Genomic DNA, 19,362 nt, shown 5'->3' with positions numbered 1-19,362 from the left:
CTACTGTCCAAAGAAATTTTCCCATAAGGTCAACTGACCATCATCGGAGTCATTCTGAGGACGTTTGGGCTTAACAAATAGCTCACCTAAAGGTTTCCTTTCAAAGAGGACTTTACCAATGGCAGCAGATAATATATAAAGATTTTGATCAATATGATATACCTTCTTAGCTATGGCAAGCAGCAGATAATCGCATATGGCAATCCAAATCTGCGAGAATACAGCATTCTGGCTCGTTCCATAGAACGACTTGATATGCAGTCGTTGTTTGATCCATTTAAAGAAACATTCCACTTGCCAGCGCTCTCTATAGAGTTCCGCTATAGTCAGGTAGGAATGAGTGAAATCGTTGCTCAGAAATCTATAAATGTTGCCGGTAGCATAATCCTCATAAATAACCATGCGGAGTGCGTCTGGATACCATTGTGAGGTTTTCTGTCCAGTAAGCCTAATAATGGCATCACTCACAACACCAGTCCGCTTGTCTACGGGACGTTCCTCCAGCACTTCATATTTCATGTTATCCTTGGCTCTTGTTACAAAGAACGCTTGCTGACGATGAAAGTGATTAAACAGCTGCTTGAAGTCGACGTAGCCTTTGTCCATGAGATAATAGCTTCCAGGCTCTACAGGAATCAAACTCATTGTCTTAGAGTCATGAACTACAGCTTCTGTAAGATAAATGAATGTCGGTATGGAACCACGCAGATCCAACAACGTATGCATCTTCACACCGCCTTTGTCATGATGCAGACGAGCCCATGGACAAAGCTGAAGGCACAACTTGATAGTGCTGCTATCAAAGGCGTACACGATACCATTCACGTCAAGACGGGAAGGTTCATCTTGGTACAGCTCTCTTGCCCAAGCAATCAGTATCTGACCGAAATCATGGTATATACGCCAATCCTTGGTCTCATTGATATGGGCCAAAGTGGAACGTTGGATATACTTTATTCCGCTCGAATAGAGTTTGGAAGAGAGTGCAACCAGCGTTGCATCAATGCTGCGGAGACTAACTTGGTCAGTGAACTGCGCAAAGCTCATCACCATAAACTGGTCTCTGCATTTGAACTCGATGGCATGTCTATTGCCATTGTATCTCTTTACGCACTTGTCGAATTCATATCTTGGTATGAGCGACATGATTTGAGCGAATACGGTCTTTCCTTGATTCATGATTTCAGTCTCTTGCAATACAATTTGCAAAAGTACAAAATCAAATCTCGAAAAAATCAAATTCGTATAACTCATTGAATATAATCAATTTAAATCATGTCCAAGATTTTTTCTTTGGACAGCAGTGNCTTGATTCATGATTTCAGTCTCTTGCAATACAATTTGCAAAAGTACAAAATCAAATCTCGAAAAAATCAAATTCGTATAACTCATTGAATATAATCAATTTAAATCATGTCCAAGATTTTTTCTTTGGACAGCAGTGTTGTTTTTTTATTTTTTCGAGTATAAATTTTTTCTCTTCAGGATTTAAACCTATTGAGAAAACCAATACACACAAGATTAATTCTGTTATACTTAAATTGAGCACAAATCTCATAAAGCCTATGTCCAAATATTTTGAAATGAAGATAGAAATAAATAAGCAAATAGCCATAATAAACAGACATCTTGCCACCGTACTAAGCATAAAGTTGCGAACGGGGAAATGGGTCATTGGACGAAGCATTGATACTCTAAGAATAAGTGCTCCTATAGCAAAGAATATTATAGAAAACTGGGCAAATTCAGGACTTCCACCACTATATAGAATTATCCATGCTACAGGAAAGTTTAGCAAATTAAATAAGCCAACAACAATTTGGTAACGTTTGATTTTACCTGTTGCCAGCATAAGGTGAACAAGAGGAGATGAAAAGGAATCAATTAGTGAACATATAAGTATTATACGTACAAAAGATGCAGTATGTTCAGGAACATCTTTAAGCCACAAATTCAATATAAACTCTGTTTCAGTAACCAAAGGTACTATCATAGCTGTTAATAGGAAGAAGGCAAGACGACTACTCCTCAATACTAAATCATGCGACTCATCGACATTGTTACTTGCATAGGATTTTGTTATTTGAGGTTGTACCGCAACATAAAAGTTACCTGAGAACTTTGTAACCGCAGCCTGAACTTGTGTTGCAAGACCTCTTGCAGCATTTATAATAGGGCCACAAAACACGTTGAATAATATATTGATTCCTTGATCGCGAAGAAGTCCTGAAATGCTACCAATAAAATTCCATCCAGCAAAACCGAACATCTCCTTAAAAAGTTCCTTGTCAAATGACCATTTGAATGAGCATTCATCAAAATGTTTCTTGCAATAGATATTGTATATCATACGTGTAATGAAAGCAACAATACACATAAAAGCTCCATATACAATAAGTCCATCAAAAGAAGAATACAATACCATAAAAGCTATGAGCAAATTTGCTAAACCCTCAAATATTCCTATATATGCAAATGCCCCCATTCGTTCATGGGCTATAAGAGCTGCATTATATGGTGTACTCCACAGATTGAGAACAAAAGTAATCAAAGCAAACTGTAGTACCCAATTAGCTGCAATTTCTCGTCCTGCTGGTATTGTCATATGAGTATTAAGAAACCATACACCTACTGCTTCAACAAGAATTACAATAATAGCAGCCAGTGATAGCTGTATTATAATTGCTGTACTAAATACTTTTTTTAATTTATCCTTATCGCCTTGCCCAAGAACAAAAGTTATAAAACGGCTGATTGCACCTGCTATAGAAGATGATATCATCGAGAACATAGCTATAAAACCTGCAACGGCATTATAAACACCATAATCCTCGACTCCAAGTGCCTGAAGTATAACTCGAGATGTATATAAGCTTACAGCCATCAAGAAAAGCATCCTGATGTAAAGCATTAAAGTATTCTTTGCTATTCGTTTATTATTTGATGTTTGTGACATAATAATATTTATACTAATAATAGGAATATCCCTATATTTTTATACATTTATATTTTTCTCTGTCTTTCCTTGCTCATATCGATGTGCCTTTGTCTCAAATATTACTTCCATTTCATCCGCTGCTTCTAATGAATGATACCGTCCTTGCTCAATCCATACTTCAGGAATATCATTTCCCCACTTCCGTCTCATTGACTTGCTCATCATTGAAACTCTCAATGGCAGAGCCATAAATACACACAACAATTTTATATGTGTCTGTATGGCGATGAATGGCAAACTTAGTCCCTGTCAAAAGGACATTAAGCATACGTTGTCATTTAAAAAGGCGTCACACAATATTTACCTGTCTCCAAACTATTGGGTACAATAATATTTATTAATCCTTGTTCATCTTTAACAATAATAGAATCATATGTTATTTCAATTACAGAACCACATTCTTTATTATTTTTCTTGTCATAAAGATGGTCACCAACCTTAACTACTTGTCCATTTAAGAATCCGCTTATAAGAGAACTCTTGCTAATGCTACCACGATACAATCTCCGATTTTTACGAAGGCTTCTCTGCATTTCCTCACCTAAATTCTGTATAGCTTGCACCGATTAGTGTTAACGTAATAGAATTGCGATTGCTTGTCGGCTGGCGCATCATAGTAATCTACCACTATCACGTAATCGTTTCTTCATTCCTTGCAATGCAGATTCTGCCCAAAGCTTATAGTCTTTCTTCATCGCTTCCTTCTCCTCTTCAGAGAAATCAGAATGCTCGATTTGAAACTCTACATACTTTTCAGCAGAATGCTTTGCATTATTAAGTCCTACCTCTGATACCTTAGCGATTGTCATCCGCTCACCTATAATGGCACAGATATAGCCTTCGATAAAAGCTGTTATGTAATCTTGAGTATTTTGCATAGCTAATACTTACTTTTATTCATCCACTTATATACATACTTATAACAAATAGTCATTGCGTTACCTGCAATAAGCAAAACACTACCTGCAAAAACGAATACATATCCTACTCTTGAATTTGAATCACTTGTAATATAATTAATTCCAAAACAAGATATCACAGATCCTATAACATTTACGACCGCTGCAATGATAGCAAAAAACGGACTTGCATTCTGATATTGTAATTCAGAAGATAAATGAGACTCTGATTTCTGCAACCTTTCAATGGTCTTCACCTTCGTATTATAATCGTTTATCAATTGCATTATTGCAACCTTATTTCCTTTTAAGTCTTCTATAGAAATGCTGTAGAGTTCACCATTTTCATAAATCTGACTTTGAGGTAAATCATCTGGGCTTATCTTATTTGCCATTTTTAGTAGATTTATATAAAGTATATTGAAAAACTTTTATGACTTTATTTATTGTCGTTATTGCAAATTGCAAATAAAGACTGTCACCATTATCCAAAGATGCAATCAAAATCGGTTCCTTTATACTTGTACCAAGCGGACTACTAAAATTAGAGAATGTCAAATGACAGCGATTTTCAGTTGACTCTACTATTTTTATTAAAGGAGACGTATCTTCATCATCCTTGAAATCAAAGATAAAATCCGTATCCTCTATTTTCATTGTTATCGTCTTTTCCGAAGATAAAACGAGAACTCCAGAACTATAAACCAAGAAATCACCAACTAAAACATCCATACCCTATAGTTCTTTAATATCATAGATTATATATTTTGGATTATGAGATTTTGTAAAACCTATATAGATCCTTCTTTCTACAGTTATCTCATAAACCTGTTCAAAAGTCAAAGATTGAATTCTATCTAAGATAGTGTCATCAAATTTTCCACTTATTGATAATTTATCATCATCAATCGATTCAAAAGCAAAGCTTCCTGTTCTTGTATTCAGCAAATAGAATTTTCCTTTTATGATCATATCCTCAGTTTGCTCTATACTTTTAGCAAGATTATCTATGATATGTTGCTTGTCTTTTTCTTCAATTTTCTGACCTTCTTGAATGTGTTGATTTGCATTTGTCCAACTTACAGCAATATTTACCTTGTTTTTTTTCAATAATTGCAAGAGTTCATTAAACTTAACCAAAGCTTCTTGACCATATTCCTCTGCATATTTACGAAGTTCAGTTTCTGAATATCCAGACTTAAAAAGACGTATCAATTCACGAGCAAAATCATCTGCACTTGTTTCCGTAAATGACACCTGCAAATTTTGAGGACGAAGTAAGACTCGTACAGAACCTGCAAGAGAATAAACATATTCAAAATTGGTATCTAAAAACAACTCATTCAACTTTTGATTTTGTTTCTTTGAATCGAGTTTTTTGAAGTTTTCCGATGCCTTAATTTTCTTGATAAAGCTTTTTGCACAAGACTGTCGAAGTTCTTCTACTTTTAAAAGACATTTTGTATATTTTTCAAATGGCATAGTTCCATACTTCACGTCTGAACCTGTAAAATGAATTTCAAACAATCCACACTGCCCAGTCATAGACAAAGCTGCCACATCAGATTCTTTTTCATACGAAAAATCAAAATATGAATCAGCTGTCGGTAAATACCCATTAGGAACATCTGCCAAAAAGATCATCAGAGGAACAGATTGAGTTCCATCTTCAGATATATCAACTGCATAAACAAAACCATCATCAACTCCATTAATCAACTCATAAAGAGACTTTTTCTTATTGACATAGTTTTGCAAAGAATTGATTCCTACCCTAAACACTAACCATCGCTGATTACTCTCATCACAATCAACCCAATAAGAAAGATAATTGTCTCCAGATTTACTTACATAATGAGATAAAAAGGGTCCATCAAAGTAGATTAAATCCGCAACCTTTCTTAAATCATTTGTTGGAAATTTGCTTTCAATACCACGTAGCTGTATCATAATGGCTGTATTATTTTAAAAGTTGCATTCAAATCACAGCAATCAGACTCATATAAATCAAAATGTCCATGCGAGTCAGTTGGAGTAATCATTCCATCTTCATTTTTCAATACTCCTAACGATAAGGAATCACCTATCACTTTAGAAGCGTTTTTACAAACATTTTGCAAATAGTGATAAAAAGTTATAGCTTGCCCTGACGTTTCTAAATTAGAAAGAGCAAAACCACTAATATCTATATTACCACATTCGATTTGCTGTTTCAATCTGTTTGGATGTAGCTTATGGGGCGGTATATGATTTTTCTGCTTTTCTTCTGCAAAAACAAATCTGAAAGATTCCTTATCATTAGGCACATTTAATTGCGGCATTTTTGAGCCATGTTGCAAACAAAAGTCCAATTCGTTTTGATACTTGAATTTCATTGCTTATGAATTTTTATCTTTTATAATTACCATATAAGCGTAAGCGGTCACTTTAAGTACGTTAGTTAGTACTCAATTTAGGGCATAGCCCTTTGTATAGGCACTTTTGCAAATGCCCATATATTTAGTAAAACTCACTTATATAATAACATTGAACATATTTGGTATAATTATATATTGATAAGTTATAAGGGCTAAGAGAAGTATACCATAAGTAGCTACACCTAGTTTTTTCACTAAAAATGGCGTGTACATTAACCCTACTATTACATTTGCCACCAGGCAAAACACATTAGTCAGTAAGTTTTTTCTTACTTGCGTCATAAATTTTATATTTTCTTAATTTTCTCAACCAACTCCTCCACACTCAACGAACAACTATCCCAATCTTCCATTGGCTGTCCATAACCATATTTCAAATAATCATACCATTTTGCCAAGCAATAATGATAAGCACTATCCAAGCAACTGAGCGTAGAGTATCTGCCCACATAATTATTTCCAGCACACCATGTTTCATGTATCACAGGATACAAGGATGTATTCTGTGAGTAAGGAATAATATGAGCAGAGCCATCTATGGAAATTACAAGTATATTATCTATTCGGTCATCTGCTGCTCGCATTTCAGCCTTGATCTCTTCTCTAGTAAACAAATGAGAAGGCTTTGCTACAAGGTTGATTTTTGCTATAAAATAAGGTTGCTCTAAAGGATCAACTTTATCTATTACATATTGCTTGATTTTTTCATTTAAAGCTTTTAAGAGAGCAACTGGTTCTTGTCTACATCCCAATGTAAAAACAGAACTGTCGGCAGGTTTCATTTTTTCGACTTTGCCATCTTTTCTCAAATAATAAAACTTACAATCAGGATAAAGCAATTCCATAAATATATATCTATCGATATTCTCTAATTGAAAAAGATACTCAGCCAAAGGTGAATCTACAGAAATACCCAATCTCATAATTTCATCAGAGAAATCAAACTTCATATAGTTTTTTTTAGCATAGTCTTTCTCATAAACATGCGAATCTTTGGTATCAAACGGCCATTGTATTGGATTATTAAAACCATAAATTTGATCCAAAGCTTCGATTAACTGTTTCCTTTTTTCTTCGGATATATACTCTTTGAACCTGTATAAATTCTGTAAACTATTTACATAATTTTTGAAATTTTCAGATGTGCAATTGTTATGTCTTCCATCTGTCACTTTTTGTATAAAATTGTATGGTCCTAATTTCAATACGAACAAGAATTTTCCTTTTAAATAACGTATTATTATTCTAGAACCTCTTGGTAATGGCTTCCCTGAATCATAATCATAGACCCCATAATTAAAAGATTTAGCTGAAACATAGTGAGCAGGGGTATCTTCTACAACTTCTTCAACATATTCATTATTACAATCTCCTACTGTTACATTCTGTTCGTTTAATTCTAACAAGAAATAATTCCATACAGACACGTCGAACTTTTCAAAGATAAGTTTTCTAGGTTTAACTCTGAAATACCCCAAGTTGGAAATGATATCGATGCAACCTTCTTCTGAGGCCTTCTTTACATTGACAAAGTCTAGATCTCCTCCATCAGGGAAAAACATATATCGTGAAATTGGCAATCGGTTTACTTCTTCCAAAACTTTGACTATCGAATCAATTGAATCCCAACTACATTCAGAAGGCACATAACTATTTCCAAATAATCTTTTTAACAAAAAGTGCCAGTTACTTTGGCTCTTTTTTATTTCATCTTTTGAAACATCTTGCCAATTTAAAAGAGATTGATGAAAAGAATCCATTGACGGTCTATCATCAGGGTCATTACTTGTTGCTTGCATTAACAATTCTTCGATTTCCACAAGATGAGTTCCCCTAAACTGGGACATAGCATTTAGGGCAATAGAAGAATCATCATACCTATATACTCCATTGAATCCTTTTCTTTTTCCTGAAAGCAATATCCAAAGTGTTTTTGCCAAAGAATAAACATCAGCCTTCTTACCATCAGCATCTCGGGCATTTCGTTGCATTTCTGGAGCTATTGTATTCATTGGTCCTATGCGACTGCTATTTTTTGTCAAATGATGAGAATTATCCGGTATCTCTACTAAACCAAAGTCACATAAAACAAACCTACCATCATAATAAAGTATGTTCTCCGGTTTGATATCACGATGAGCATATCCTGCTTGATGCAACTCTTTTAGGATTTCCGCTATTTGCAAGACACAATTAACCTTTGCGTCAATTGTTGTTATATGGCTGTCTATTTTATCTGCCAAAGGCATAGTGTACCATAACTCTTTCTTTGAATAATCTACAATAGGTATCACCCCGTCAAATCTTTGACAAGCAATCAGCGTATCTATTTCATCTTGAAAACGCAGTATCTTCTCGTTGATCGTTCTTGCATAGTCACTTAATCTTTTCAAGGCAAAAGCCTGCTTGTCACTATTTCTAATCACCTTACATACAACTCCATTTCCTCCCTGCCCCAAAGAAGATTTCTTAGGGACAGAATATTGTTTGCTAAGCTTTATTTTCTGCATGCTTAATAATTTAGAAACGAAATTCCGTATATTCATAAACTAATATTAGTATTAAAAGACCAATACTAAAACCTTTTTCATATGAGCATCTTATAAAGCCACAGGATGCAAACAATGGTATTACTTTTGCTTCATCTTCCTTAGTAAGATGCCCTACAATATTTTATACTTTTTTCTCGCCATGGCAAAGTTCAAGCAAGCTTGCATTGCTCATGACTTATCGAAAAAGTTCCAAATCTTCACTGCTGTACATAATTCAATGTTTTAAATTCAGCAGCGAAGATACTTCTTTCTTATTTAAGCCCTAATTTGAGTGCTTACAATAGCCAATGGAGGAAATATAACATGTTTGTTCATATCAGATTAAGTCTAAACAGTCTTCATCATTAACATCAATATCATTGACATCTGTTCCCATGACAACCTCAAACCTTTTGAAAAGAGAGAATGCTTCATTCAAATCCATATCCTTTTTAGGATAGAAACGGACAAACTTCTCTGCCGTCTTATCCCAACATAGGTAACTTATACTCAAAGAAGGTACTTCTCTTTGACCACTTATCCACATAACACATCCACGACATACATACCTTTCTGAATCATAGGTTTTATATGTTTCCATTAGATATTTTTGAAGTGAATTCATGTAAATATCAGAGACATCGGCAGCTGCCGTTCCTCTCAAATCATTATATTGTACTGATGCTATCATAACTATATGTTTATCTAAAAAGTTCTTTATTACTAAGTAAATTAGAATCAAAACGAAAATAACTCTGTATTGCAGATTTAAATTCTGGAGTTGGTTCAACTCTTACCTCTAATTCATCCATAGAAATTACATTTGGGAACTCCATCATGAGATCTTCAAAATCAATTTGTCGCAACTCGCAATAAATATCCTTAAGGCGCATATTAGAGCATAAACGATTCACTCTAACAGCTGTAATCTATATTTCTGTATCTATCTCTGTTGAGATAGAATATATCAATTATGAAGCCTTAATTTTTTTCATAGGTATTAATCGTCTTTTTCCATTGCATGATGATATGCATAATATCCATCAATATCCATACCTTCACAATATTCAGTTTCAATAATTGACAAAAAGGTCTGGCGAGCCTTCTCTGAAGCAAGCATCAAGGTATCATCACACTCTACACTCTTTAGAAAATACTTCATTCCATTTGTTTCTTCTTTTACATCAATTTCAAAAGAAGAATAATCTGATAAGTCTGAAACTGTATGATATAATGACCATACATCATTATAATCGCTTAAATCTATGCATGAAAGCCATGCTAAAAAATCTGTTGTTGTTGCCATAATTCTTATCGTTTAAATAGTTATCTGTAAGCATCCACCCCTATGTCAATACTGCTCAGCCCCAGTGTTTACTGGGGTTGAGAGATTTCCATCGAGTTGAATAAATTTGTTATTTTTTTTGTTAACACCTAATGAAGCCAGTGCCATCTGATCATTGTCTGTTTTCCACTTACGACCATGTCAAAGAAATCCTTGAAGCTGGCAGTATGGACAGACACTAAATTCAGCAGCGAAGTTAATTCTTTCTAATTTAAGCCCTAATTTGAGTGCTTACTATCATTTAATGTGTAAATTATTAAACATTTCCTCGGTCAACCTACAATTATCAGAAAAGAACATCACCTCGGTACCTTTACCATTGTTGTTGGCACTATAGTTGAGTTCAAATTCCTGAGGTAACCATCTATATTTCCATACACCATCTGAACCACCTTTAAACAAAGGCAGTTCATAAGATGTTAAAATAAAAAACGATTGAATTTAACGTTTATTTCTGTATAAAGCATGGCAAGATTGCCTCCTTTTCAGCATGGCTGCAAGGTTTATCTGTAAGACGAGAGACCAACTCCTTGATGTACCTTACAGGAGACAACTTGTTCATACTACAGCTCTCTATAACAGAAAACATAAAGGCATAGTCAAGCGCAGAATCTTCACTGCCGATATTCAGACAGTTTTTAAGATTCAGCTTGATGTGTCTCATCATTTGTTCTGCCAAGTTGTTGGATAACTCGAGATTGCCATCCTGCAAAATTGTCTGCATTGCAGACCACTCTGCTTTGATATACTTTAGTGCTTTCTTTGTCAAGGTCCCTAAGCCTTTGTAGCCTGATCTGGCAAACTGCTCAAATTTTTCTTTAATCCGTTCCATTATAGGACGACTCCTTTTGAGTCTTTCCAAACGGACTTGCTCGGAATCTAGATTTGCCTTTTTGCAATCATGCTCTATTGCAAAAAGCCTTCCTATCTCATCTATAAACCACATTGACAAGGAATGGTTCTCCTCCAGGGATTCTACAAATTTTCTCCTTATATGAGTAAGGCAGGCTGAGCGATGTTGGTTTGGATGTTCCTCGTCATCATATACCTTATATACTACATAACCATCTGTAGTGAAGAAGCCGATGAAGTTGTCCAAGAACTGACGGATTGCCTTGAGGCCACGGCTTCCGTGCTCGTATATAAACCACACGAGTTTTTGGACATTAGCCTTGATTCCCCAAAAGTAACGTTTCAGGTATTTACGGATACCCTCATCTGTTTTAACTCCTACTAGTCCGGAGGTTTCATCTATCATCCAGTTGTGGGTCTTCTTGATAGTTGACTCCCAAACCTCCTTCATCGCTTTACGGATATAAGTGATAATCTTATGGACTATGACACCAAGAGTTTTGGTGTTCATGTTCAATCCCATATGAGACAGTTTGTCTACGATTCTTGTAAACGGAGTGTTGTAAGCGAAATGCTCGGTTAGAACATAGGTTATCAGCTCCAAATCAAAAGGCACTCCCTTTATTAAGCGAGTGTTTGGGCGTGTTATCCCTTGGCCTTTACCTTTCACATAATAACCTGCTACTTCATAGAAATGCTCTTCATAATGCTCCGGGATGCGGACCAACTCACGATACCACCATGTTTCGATTTCTCCATTACGCTTCACGAAATGTCCGTTTTCAGGAAGAGAGAAATATTCATGTAACTTATGATATACAGGAGTGAGTGTATAGGGCTTGTTCTTCTGATAGTCTGTACGGACTGAACGCTTGTCATGTGAGTCCTTCTTTTGGGGAGAAACATGTCCTCCTGAAGAAGTGGATGAATCAGACTTATTGTTGTTCTTCTTATCTGGCCAATCATCCTTTTCCTCTTCTCTCGTCACCTCATTGCCCGACTTCAATAGCTTTGCCTGCTCGGCATTGCGCTTGAATTTCTGACGTTGACGATAGGAAGCCAACCATTTTGCCTCTGTTTCCGAGATTGCAGATTTCTCAAGCATAGCAGTAAGTTTTGATATCTTCTCGTTCAAGGAAGCTATCAAATTATCGGATGCTTTCTGATGACAAGCACTCTCCTCCATTACACGCTTGACATTTTCCATATTATCAATACGCAACTGTTTGAGTTCTGCCTTATGACGTTCTGCCTGATCCTTCATCTGTTGCATGTAGAACTCCTTCATATTGTCCTGCTGGGCTTTGAAGAACTGACGGTCCTCTTCACGTTGACGTTCAAAGTCGGCACGCATGGCTTGATCGTGGGCTACAAGATCTATCTGCCCACGATTCGCTGTAGCCTTCTCTTCATTAAGACGGGCTATCTCAGCATAAGCCAAACGTAACTTCATTTCGTCATTCATATCCATAAAGGTACTGCTTTTTTCTGACATATGCAAGACTTTTATTAGATATTTTATATGCAAATTACTGATAAACAAGAGCTTACACAATCAAGCAGCGTCTTCTTTTATCATCATTTTAGTTACTTGTACGCCTTCTGTAAGTGCAACAAAATCGCTCCAGCATATTTTGTAACAAGAACGCTTTTCGTCGAATATGGGCAAAAAGAATTTTTCATCATCCAAACGAATTTTTATCAATTCAAATCTACGGCGACCACGATAGAGTATCTTCATCGTACGAAGAGTCTTTGACATAAAGATAAAAACAGATTCATCAAGAAATGGATCCAAGCCCATTTGGGAGCGGACTACTTCTGAAAGGGGATCGATATCCTTACGCATATCCATAGGGGATGAACAGAAATAGTACCTCTGTTTACTTGTAAAGGATATCATTTAGCCTACGATTTTGTGCAACAATGCGGTTATCTCATTCACATCTGTTTCACAAAGAGACAACTCCATTCCGTTACTGAAAGACACGTGCATCGATATGATGCTATAAGTGGAAACGGGAGGTTTGGCCGGAGATATAGGATCTTCCGTATTGTCTGTTTCCACCGATGAAGAGGTTGGAGCTTTTCTCTCAACAGATTCAATTTCCAAGGGAACAAGAGCTTTGTCTCCTTTGGATAAATCACCGCTCTTTGCCTTGCTGTCCCAAAAACACTTTCGATAGTAATGTAGCACATTAGCATATGTATAATTACTTTCATCACAAAATTGCTTAAGGGAGCGGCCTCGGCCATACATCTCGAACTCACGAATGATGGCTGCATAATCAACCTTTACCTTCTTTACTTTATTTTCCATTTGCTACTGATTTTTTGTTCAGCAGCAAAGTTAATATCTACTTCTTAGTAAACGATATGGAGAAATAGACGGTTACTCTTTTTTTTACAATATATCCTCGTTGGTCTGTCTTGTACTCAATAGCAACGTATGCCTCCAAATTATTTTTTTGAAACTCAATAGGATATTTACATTTTCTTTTCAATTCGTTTATAAACAACTCTTTATTTCTATAGTCAGGATTACCTGTGCTTACTTGGCATACATCAAATAGTTGCGGAGATGTTCCCACAAGAGACATATTAGTATTGGAGTTGCATGAACCAAATACTACCAAAACTGCCAATAATATAATACCCACTAATTCCTTCATCTTTATTCTATATGATTTTATCCATGACTCCACTTTAAAAGTGGATTAAATTTGAATTAAACATATGCCTTGGAAAGCCTTTATGCAATCCTCGGCGTTAACTAACTCTGACAACCAGTTGGAGAACGAGTTGTTTATGCAACGTGAAAATGCCTCCTGTAGCCTAAATATAGCCCCCAAGTGGGGCGATTCGCTCTTTGAACTATTTTGTTGCCATCTTGGAGAAACCAAAACACTTTTTGCCTAAGTCCTTAATGGATGCACCTATGTAATATACACAGTTCGCTGCTCTCCTTTTTTCTATTTTATCTGTCATATTTATATTCATTTTTCCAAAATCACAAATTGTGACTTTGAACATTACCATATTTAACAGCATTCAAAGGTAGTGCTTTTAGCCTTTAAGCCACTATTGCACAACCCCTTTCTTTGAAAAGAACGTAAAATCAATAGTATTATTGCGATGATTGTACTGTTAGTAATTGCTTAACTCGTTGCACCGTACTCACACTCTTCCAAGCAGGTGCATTACGGTTATGGCTCTAATTGATTATCTATGATGTTAAACGTGTCTGTTGATTCTACCCCTCTATTTACTATATTATATTCCATAGGGAATATGATTTCTTCGGCTGTAACAATAATAGGTCGTGGAGTACTATAATCGAACCAATAAAACTTTCCTGTTTCTAAATTTTCCAATTTTTGCGCATAGCACCACGGACCAATTTCTTTTATTGTCAATTTATAATGTCCTGTTAAGTCTATCAAATCAGGATGACAGCCAAAAGAATCAACAGGCAGATTTCTTAGTGTGTCTTGAACATTCATGTCCAAATCTTCGAGACACATCTTAGTGGTAGTTGTACGGTTTTCAAAGGTACAATTACCAAGAACTATCATTATTGTTAAAAGTACAAAAGCTAATTTAATCTGTTTCATTTGTTTATTCTCATGCTCCAATTCTTATTATTTATTCCATAGTTACCTTATCCTTTTTCAAAGCTAATCTTTCTCTTAAGATTTCCATGACATACTTGGCGAGAAGTTGACTATTGCCTTTTACATCAAATGCCATAAGGCTCTGTTCATGACAAGGAGTCATTCCTCTACCATCATCAGCTTGTTGCCAAAGTTCTAAATGAATTATGCCTGTTTGAACATTCAACTTTACTATGCAAGCCACGGATTGTTGATAGTAACTTTTCAACGAACGTTCTTTAATAAACTTCAGATAAGCGGATGTGGAATTTATTGAAGTTCGTATGACCATACTACTTTTACCCAAACAGAAAAATATCGCATTGGCCAATTCTTCCTCGGATGCTGTAGCAGGAAGAAAGATAATTGGTTTATCTTCTACTTGGCATCCCTCAAAAATCAGATAGAGAGTTATCACCTTGAAACCTTTTGATGAAAAGGAAATGCAACAAGACTTTTTTCTATGGGAATAGAGAAGTTTGCAAAGCCAAAATTTTATTCTTTTACACATAAACATAGGGAATTCATATAGAAAAATTTGACATGGTGTTTTCACTTCTTATCGCCTCCTGTTTAAATGCTCCAATTAGGGTATATTTTATAGGAATTTTTCTTTCAACAACAGTCATCATCTTGACTATATCAGCTTTCGTCAGAAAGAATATTTGCTGCTTGCTTTTATAATTAAGGCTCATATTGCCCATTTTGTTTTCTGCCTTTTTCTTCCACCTGTACGCCAAAACGAAAGCAATGACAACGGCAAGTATTACGATAAACAATGTCTGTTGCATAATCATTCTTTTCTGTATGTCTATTATAAAAATCTGCGTAAAAACATAATTAAGAATATCACAAAAAGAATAAAGCCACATCCCCATGCCCGATTTGACATTTCATTATCAAAATTAGATAATTCTGTTGCTTTTTTCGATTTACTACCTTCATAAAGGGTTCGGTAAGAAATCTTGCGATGCCTTACAAAGCGTAACCATAGATAGCGTAAGCCTGTACCGATACGAAGAATAATAATATTCTCCAAATAATATCTGAAAAGTTCTTCCATACTCAATAGAGAGCTCTGATTTTTTCTTATTCCCTGTTGATTCTTTCCACCAATTCATCTGGTGTAAGCATCTCCATCTTAGAGAAACCAAACCACTTTTTGCCCAAGTCCTTTATGGATGCTCCTATGTGATACACATCATCGTCTATACAAAGGAAGCGGTCATTTCGCATGAACATGTTACCAATGACTTGATTATGTCTTTGCCTTCTTATTTTAAGATTGCACTTTCACTATTTTGATGTTTGTAATCTGGTGACTTTGATGTCTTCTTGCCATAGTCAAAACTATAAACAATTTTCAGATTTGCATACTGATTATAACTACGATTTTGATCTATTTGTTTGAAAGAATAATATGATGCAGATAATTCATCTACAATGTTATTCTTCATCATGAATAAATTGTTTGCATTAGCTTCGATAGCCCAATTCCCATGATTCCACATAGCCGATAGTTGATACCGCCAAAATGTCTTTCTACTAATCTGGCTGTCTATCAAATCTCTTGACGGTGACGCTATGGATGCACCAAAAGAAAAATCCCGAACATAGTAGTTTATCATAGCAGTCCCAGAGAATGCAGACAAATTACGATGCTCAGCTCCTCCTCGAACTAAATGTTCAACCCATTGACCGGATAACTTCATATTAAGTGTACCAGAAGGTTTATAGGTTATAGACATATCTGCACTAGGACGATGATAGATACAGTCATCTCTAAAAGTGCTAATAAGATGCCCATCTCGAATATAGTAATCCGAAATAATCGAATGATTTTGATAAAAGTATGACACTCCCGTTTGCAAAGCGAATTTGTTAAAATTCAATGTGTGGCTTAATCGTGGATTCAAAAGAATGGAATTATCCATGTTAGAATTACCTTTGAGAATGATGATAGGATCAATCTGCTGTTCTACATTGTTAATCGTATTTATTCTCGGATAGGTGTTTCCCAAAGCGAACATAAATTGAAGTTGCTGTACTTTATCTATCTTATAAGTAGCCCTTGCTTGAAGTCTCGGAGTAAGATGATTGATTGACCTCATCCCCTCCAAACGATATGTTAGAAATGACAGTCCAGGATTAATATCAAAGAAAAAACTCCCTAAACGTTGGGAATAGTCTGCAAAAAGGATGGTTTCGGACGAATGCAAATTTTGATTATATGCAGAAGTCCCAATGTATTCGGAATCACTAATTCTCATGAACTCGTATAAACTGAAAGCCAATCTATTTCTATGACTGAACGCCATAGAATAGTTTGCATTCGCTTTGATGTAATAATAATCTTCCTTGACAAGTGAACGAAAAGACACATTATCATCGTTATAGAGACGGTCATAATCGTTTCGAGAATAATATCCATCAAAAACATAATCCAACGATTTTGTGTTAGAAAATGTGTGCAATCCGTAAAAATAGACACTTGGACGATAAGATTTGTTTCGAGTGTTAATGTCCAAAATGCTACCGTTCTTGATTGCAGCAGCAGTTTTCCAATACTCCGTCATTCCATTATTGACACCGTTTTTTGAGGCATTCCATGCCATACCACCTCTAAGCATCCAAATATATTTTCTTCCTCGGTTGCTGATTGATGCCTGTACATATTCTTCCGTTTGCCTATTGTCAGCATTATTGTAATGCTGCAGTCTATTCAGTTGATAATCAGGAAAAATAAAAGTCTCATTCTCGTCCATAGACGATTTTGGATTTTCCAAAGAATATCCAGCCCAAAGGTTCAAACTTTTGGTTCCTGTGACAAATTTCGAAATAAGATTGTAATCACCATAGAGATAGCCTACATTCTGAGACGCATCAAGTTGCGTGTAGCCACCATTGTTGAGTGGTTTCATTATTATGTTTATAGCATATGCATCTTTTGCATATTTGCCAGTCGGCACATCAAAATATTCCACTCGAGAAACGTCCTTCGGTCTTAAAGACTGTACCTCTCGAAAATCAACTTCACGTCCATCTATATAGAGAGTCGCAGCCCCATTGGGAGTTGTCACACTTCCAGTCGAACGCTCGACAGACACTCCCAGAATCATGAGATTGCTCAACAGATCATAACCAGTTACAGCATGTTTACGTTGCTCTTTTGTAGGAATAGCAAGGATATGATCACCTTCTCTTGTAAGATAAGATGACTTTACAACAACTTCACCAAGTTCTTTGCCTTGAATAAAAGTTTTAGTTGTATCTGGTTTCTGGGCATAAGTTACGTGTATGCACAAACTCATTATGATGACTAACAATGCTTTCATCTATTGATTTTTTATTGTTTTTATACTTATAATCAATATGCCTTCTTCTGTACTTAAAAGACAATACCTTTAACTCTTTAACTACTATTACCAAAACTTTTGCATGAATATAACGTAACAGACAACGTTCGTCTCATTCATTTCGAGATTGGATCTGTTTTGCCCAGAATACTAAGAAAGAACTCTTCTCCAGAATAGCCATCAATATCTTGAACAATCACATTGTCAACAATAATAGATTTGAGTTCCAGTTGGATCCTTCCTGGAGAGATAGGACGCTTGTCTGCATCAAAAACAAATTGCGAAGGACATTTAAAGTTGAAAAGCACAAGATGCTGCTGTCCGCCATAGTTCAATGTCACTGGTACTTTGCTATCGCTATATATGATTTTCCCCATTTTGCTCGCTCCTCCTGTTTCTTCGTCTGAGCTTGCAAAAGAATAAGGTATCGAAATATCATAATCGGGCAACAGCTTGACTGCTTCTGCCAATTTAGTATCTTTTATGACAAAACTTATCCAGCTGATTGGGACTTGCTGTAAGGTGACAGTCCGATTTTCGTATCCTCCAAAAGTGTAGTGGATGATAGGTTGACCATTTTCTGTGACCTCACCTTTCCATAAACTTTTATAATCCATCTGTTCTTGCGATGCATTATAGATTACAGGAATGAATATACTGCTGTATTGTCCTTTAAGCTCATTACTCAGCTCCTCAATTACACTTTGACGCTGGAAGTAAGAATCCACATAAGTAGGATCCTTATGGCATCCGCTTAAACTAATCATGGCTGAAATAGCCACAATGACCATTGATATCTTTTTCATTGCTTACTTTATATTTATGTATTAAGTTCTTTTTCTTGAAATTTGTATGTATTATCCTCTATTGATCCTTTCCACCAATTCGTCTGGTGCAAGTATCTCCATCTTGGAGAAGCCGAACCACTTTTTGCCCAAGTCCTTAATGGATGCTCCTATGTGATATACATCATCGTCTATACAAAGGAAGCGGTCATGTGATAAACGGAATGTTTCAACATCAATCGGTGCATATTGAGCATTATGACGGTCTATGTCGAGTTGGAACTGACGCACTATTTACCACGCTGAGCACATTGCTCACCGCATCGTATGTATAGGCATTGTCCATAATGGTGTTGCCACCACTGTTTACCGTGAGGTTCTGCAATCTGCGACGCTGTGGGTCGTAGGTGTAGAAGGTCTCGTTCTTATTTTGCGGTTATAATAAAAGAACGAAGATTGATAAAGTTTATTGCTTAGGATTACATCATTTTACAAATGAAAACACTATATGCTTGTGTCGGAAATT

General features: G+C 35.8%; 22 protein-coding genes and 2 pseudogenes. All 24 read right to left on the bottom strand.

The window, feature by feature from the left end; genetic code table 11:
• A complete protein-coding gene (locus C9991_RS08190) occupies positions 1 to 1,179 on the bottom strand; it encodes an IS4 family transposase (RefSeq protein WP_438269190.1) in 1,179 nt (392 codons plus the stop codon).
• A gap of 232 nt (positions 1,180 to 1,411) precedes the next feature.
• Entirely contained in the window at positions 1,412 to 2,956 is a 1,545-nt protein-coding gene (locus tag C9991_RS08185; RefSeq protein ID WP_106812078.1) for a lipopolysaccharide biosynthesis protein, read from the bottom strand.
• A gap of 39 nt (positions 2,957 to 2,995) precedes the next feature.
• Positions 2,996 to 3,187: a hypothetical protein gene (locus C9991_RS08180; protein WP_106812077.1), complete on the bottom strand. Its 192-nt coding sequence runs from the start codon at positions 3,185 to 3,187 to the stop codon at positions 2,996 to 2,998.
• An 89-nt stretch (positions 3,188 to 3,276) separates the two neighbouring features.
• The gene (locus C9991_RS08175) at positions 3,277 to 3,561 is read right to left on the bottom strand and encodes a DNA-3-methyladenine glycosylase (RefSeq protein WP_106812076.1); all 285 of its coding nucleotides are present in this window, start codon (positions 3,559 to 3,561) and stop codon (positions 3,277 to 3,279) included.
• A gap of 48 nt (positions 3,562 to 3,609) precedes the next feature.
• On the bottom strand, positions 3,610 to 3,876 hold the full coding sequence (locus tag C9991_RS08170; RefSeq protein ID WP_106812075.1) for a hypothetical protein: 267 nt from the start codon (positions 3,874 to 3,876) through the stop codon (positions 3,610 to 3,612).
• 2 nt (positions 3,877 to 3,878) lie between these two features.
• Complete coding sequence (locus tag C9991_RS08165; RefSeq protein ID WP_106812074.1) at positions 3,879 to 4,292, bottom strand: hypothetical protein; 414 nt, start codon at positions 4,290 to 4,292, stop codon at positions 3,879 to 3,881.
• Complete coding sequence (locus tag C9991_RS08160; RefSeq protein ID WP_106812073.1) at positions 4,282 to 4,629, bottom strand: DUF6864 domain-containing function; 348 nt, start codon at positions 4,627 to 4,629, stop codon at positions 4,282 to 4,284. Before C9991_RS08160 ends, C9991_RS08165 begins: the two co-directional genes overlap by 11 nt.
• A 3-nt stretch (positions 4,630 to 4,632) precedes the next feature.
• Positions 4,633 to 5,847: a DUF6575 domain-containing protein gene (locus C9991_RS08155; RefSeq protein WP_106812072.1), complete on the bottom strand. Its 1,215-nt coding sequence runs from the start codon at positions 5,845 to 5,847 to the stop codon at positions 4,633 to 4,635.
• Positions 5,844 to 6,272 (bottom strand): hypothetical protein, encoded by a 429-nt coding sequence (locus tag C9991_RS08150; protein ID WP_157949411.1) that lies wholly within the window; start codon positions 6,270 to 6,272, stop codon positions 5,844 to 5,846. The genes C9991_RS08155 and C9991_RS08150 overlap by 4 nt, the downstream gene beginning before the upstream one ends.
• Before the next feature lie 329 nt (positions 6,273 to 6,601).
• Positions 6,602 to 8,824, bottom strand: coding sequence for a serine/threonine protein kinase (locus tag C9991_RS08145; RefSeq protein WP_157949410.1), 2,223 nt, complete (start codon positions 8,822 to 8,824; stop codon positions 6,602 to 6,604).
• A gap of 358 nt (positions 8,825 to 9,182) precedes the next feature.
• Positions 9,183 to 9,536, bottom strand: coding sequence for a hypothetical protein (locus C9991_RS08140; protein ID WP_106812069.1), 354 nt, complete (start codon positions 9,534 to 9,536; stop codon positions 9,183 to 9,185).
• 309 nt (positions 9,537 to 9,845) lie between these two features.
• Positions 9,846 to 10,151, bottom strand: a complete 306-nt coding sequence (locus C9991_RS08130; protein ID WP_106812067.1) for a hypothetical protein — start codon at positions 10,149 to 10,151, stop codon at positions 9,846 to 9,848.
• Between the two features lie 487 nt (positions 10,152 to 10,638).
• The gene (gene tnpC, locus C9991_RS08125; protein ID WP_106812066.1) at positions 10,639 to 12,537 is read right to left on the bottom strand and encodes an IS66 family transposase; all 1,899 of its coding nucleotides are present in this window, start codon (positions 12,535 to 12,537) and stop codon (positions 10,639 to 10,641) included.
• 60 nt (positions 12,538 to 12,597) lie between these two features.
• The gene (gene tnpB / locus C9991_RS08120) at positions 12,598 to 12,945 is read right to left on the bottom strand and encodes an IS66 family insertion sequence element accessory protein TnpB (RefSeq protein WP_106812065.1); all 348 of its coding nucleotides are present in this window, start codon (positions 12,943 to 12,945) and stop codon (positions 12,598 to 12,600) included.
• Positions 12,946 to 13,362 carry a hypothetical protein gene (locus C9991_RS08115; protein WP_106812064.1) on the bottom strand — a complete coding sequence of 139 codons (417 nt, stop codon included), beginning with the start codon at positions 13,360 to 13,362 and terminating at the stop codon, positions 12,946 to 12,948.
• Between the two features lie 37 nt (positions 13,363 to 13,399).
• Positions 13,400 to 13,714 carry a hypothetical protein gene (locus C9991_RS08110; RefSeq protein WP_106812063.1) on the bottom strand — a complete coding sequence of 105 codons (315 nt, stop codon included), beginning with the start codon at positions 13,712 to 13,714 and terminating at the stop codon, positions 13,400 to 13,402.
• Between the two features lie 534 nt (positions 13,715 to 14,248).
• The gene (locus tag C9991_RS08105; RefSeq protein ID WP_157949407.1) at positions 14,249 to 14,656 is read right to left on the bottom strand and encodes a hypothetical protein; all 408 of its coding nucleotides are present in this window, start codon (positions 14,654 to 14,656) and stop codon (positions 14,249 to 14,251) included.
• 31 nt (positions 14,657 to 14,687) lie between these two features.
• Positions 14,688 to 15,113, bottom strand: coding sequence for a hypothetical protein (locus tag C9991_RS08100; protein ID WP_106812061.1), 426 nt, complete (start codon positions 15,111 to 15,113; stop codon positions 14,688 to 14,690).
• A gap of 106 nt (positions 15,114 to 15,219) precedes the next feature.
• Entirely contained in the window at positions 15,220 to 15,486 is a 267-nt protein-coding gene (locus tag C9991_RS08095; RefSeq protein ID WP_157949406.1) for a hypothetical protein, read from the bottom strand.
• A gap of 23 nt (positions 15,487 to 15,509) precedes the next feature.
• Complete coding sequence (locus tag C9991_RS16690) at positions 15,510 to 15,758, bottom strand: hypothetical protein (protein WP_157949405.1); 249 nt, start codon at positions 15,756 to 15,758, stop codon at positions 15,510 to 15,512.
• Between the two features lie 26 nt (positions 15,759 to 15,784).
• Positions 15,785 to 15,925 (bottom strand): annotated as a pseudogene (locus tag C9991_RS08090) (ORF6N domain-containing protein); the annotation flags it as partial.
• A 44-nt stretch (positions 15,926 to 15,969) separates the two neighbouring features.
• Entirely contained in the window at positions 15,970 to 18,030 is a 2,061-nt protein-coding gene (locus C9991_RS08085) for a TonB-dependent receptor (protein ID WP_106812059.1), read from the bottom strand.
• Positions 18,031 to 18,167: 137 nt separating this feature from the next.
• On the bottom strand, positions 18,168 to 18,857 hold the full coding sequence (locus tag C9991_RS08080; protein WP_106812058.1) for a DUF4840 domain-containing protein: 690 nt from the start codon (positions 18,855 to 18,857) through the stop codon (positions 18,168 to 18,170).
• A gap of 51 nt (positions 18,858 to 18,908) precedes the next feature.
• Positions 18,909 to 19,130: pseudogene (locus C9991_RS08075) on the bottom strand (ORF6N domain-containing protein); the annotation flags it as partial.
• Positions 19,131 to 19,362: the final 232 nt, after the last annotated feature.

The sequence above is a fragment of the Prevotella merdae genome, assembly GCF_900290275.1.
Lineage (GTDB): Bacteria > Bacteroidota > Bacteroidia > Bacteroidales > Bacteroidaceae > Prevotella > Prevotella merdae.
This window is presented reverse-complemented; position numbering and strand designations above follow the sequence as displayed.

Bases quoted from the DNA above. Each gene is read 5' to 3' on its own strand.
- C9991_RS08110 (WP_106812063.1), bottom strand. From the start codon at position 13,714: ATGAAGGAATTAGTGGGTATTATATTATTGGCAGTTTTGGTAGTATTT.
- C9991_RS08140 (WP_106812069.1), bottom strand. From the start codon at position 9,536: ATGATAGCATCAGTACAATATAATGATTTGAGAGGAACGGCAGCTGCC.
- C9991_RS08170 (WP_106812075.1), bottom strand. From the start codon at position 3,876: ATGCAAAATACTCAAGATTACATAACAGCTTTTATCGAAGGCTATATC.
- C9991_RS08085 (WP_106812059.1), bottom strand. From the start codon at position 18,030: ATGAAAGCATTGTTAGTCATCATAATGAGTTTGTGCATACACGTAACT.
- C9991_RS08095 (WP_157949406.1), bottom strand. From the start codon at position 15,486: ATGCAACAGACATTGTTTATCGTAATACTTGCCGTTGTCATTGCTTTC.
- C9991_RS08080 (WP_106812058.1), bottom strand. From the start codon at position 18,857: ATGAAAAAGATATCAATGGTCATTGTGGCTATTTCAGCCATGATTAGT.
- C9991_RS08185 (WP_106812078.1), bottom strand. From the start codon at position 2,956: ATGTCACAAACATCAAATAATAAACGAATAGCAAAGAATACTTTAATG.
- tnpC (WP_106812066.1), bottom strand. From the start codon at position 12,537: ATGTCAGAAAAAAGCAGTACCTTTATGGATATGAATGACGAAATGAAG.
- C9991_RS08130 (WP_106812067.1), bottom strand. From the start codon at position 10,151: ATGGCAACAACAACAGATTTTTTAGCATGGCTTTCATGCATAGATTTA.
- C9991_RS08165 (WP_106812074.1), bottom strand. From the start codon at position 4,292: ATGGCAAATAAGATAAGCCCAGATGATTTACCTCAAAGTCAGATTTAT.
- C9991_RS08115 (WP_106812064.1), bottom strand. From the start codon at position 13,362: ATGGAAAATAAAGTAAAGAAGGTAAAGGTTGATTATGCAGCCATCATT.
- tnpB (WP_106812065.1), bottom strand. From the start codon at position 12,945: ATGATATCCTTTACAAGTAAACAGAGGTACTATTTCTGTTCATCCCCT.
- C9991_RS08180 (WP_106812077.1), bottom strand. From the start codon at position 3,187: ATGGCTCTGCCATTGAGAGTTTCAATGATGAGCAAGTCAATGAGACGG.
- C9991_RS08190 (WP_438269190.1), bottom strand. From the start codon at position 1,179: ATGAATCAAGGAAAGACCGTATTCGCTCAAATCATGTCGCTCATACCA.
- C9991_RS16690 (WP_157949405.1), bottom strand. From the start codon at position 15,758: ATGGAAGAACTTTTCAGATATTATTTGGAGAATATTATTATTCTTCGT.
- C9991_RS08160 (WP_106812073.1), bottom strand. From the start codon at position 4,629: ATGGATGTTTTAGTTGGTGATTTCTTGGTTTATAGTTCTGGAGTTCTC.
- C9991_RS08145 (WP_157949410.1), bottom strand. From the start codon at position 8,824: ATGCAGAAAATAAAGCTTAGCAAACAATATTCTGTCCCTAAGAAATCT.
- C9991_RS08150 (WP_157949411.1), bottom strand. From the start codon at position 6,272: ATGAAATTCAAGTATCAAAACGAATTGGACTTTTGTTTGCAACATGGC.
- C9991_RS08105 (WP_157949407.1), bottom strand. From the start codon at position 14,656: ATGAAACAGATTAAATTAGCTTTTGTACTTTTAACAATAATGATAGTT.
- C9991_RS08155 (WP_106812072.1), bottom strand. From the start codon at position 5,847: ATGATACAGCTACGTGGTATTGAAAGCAAATTTCCAACAAATGATTTA.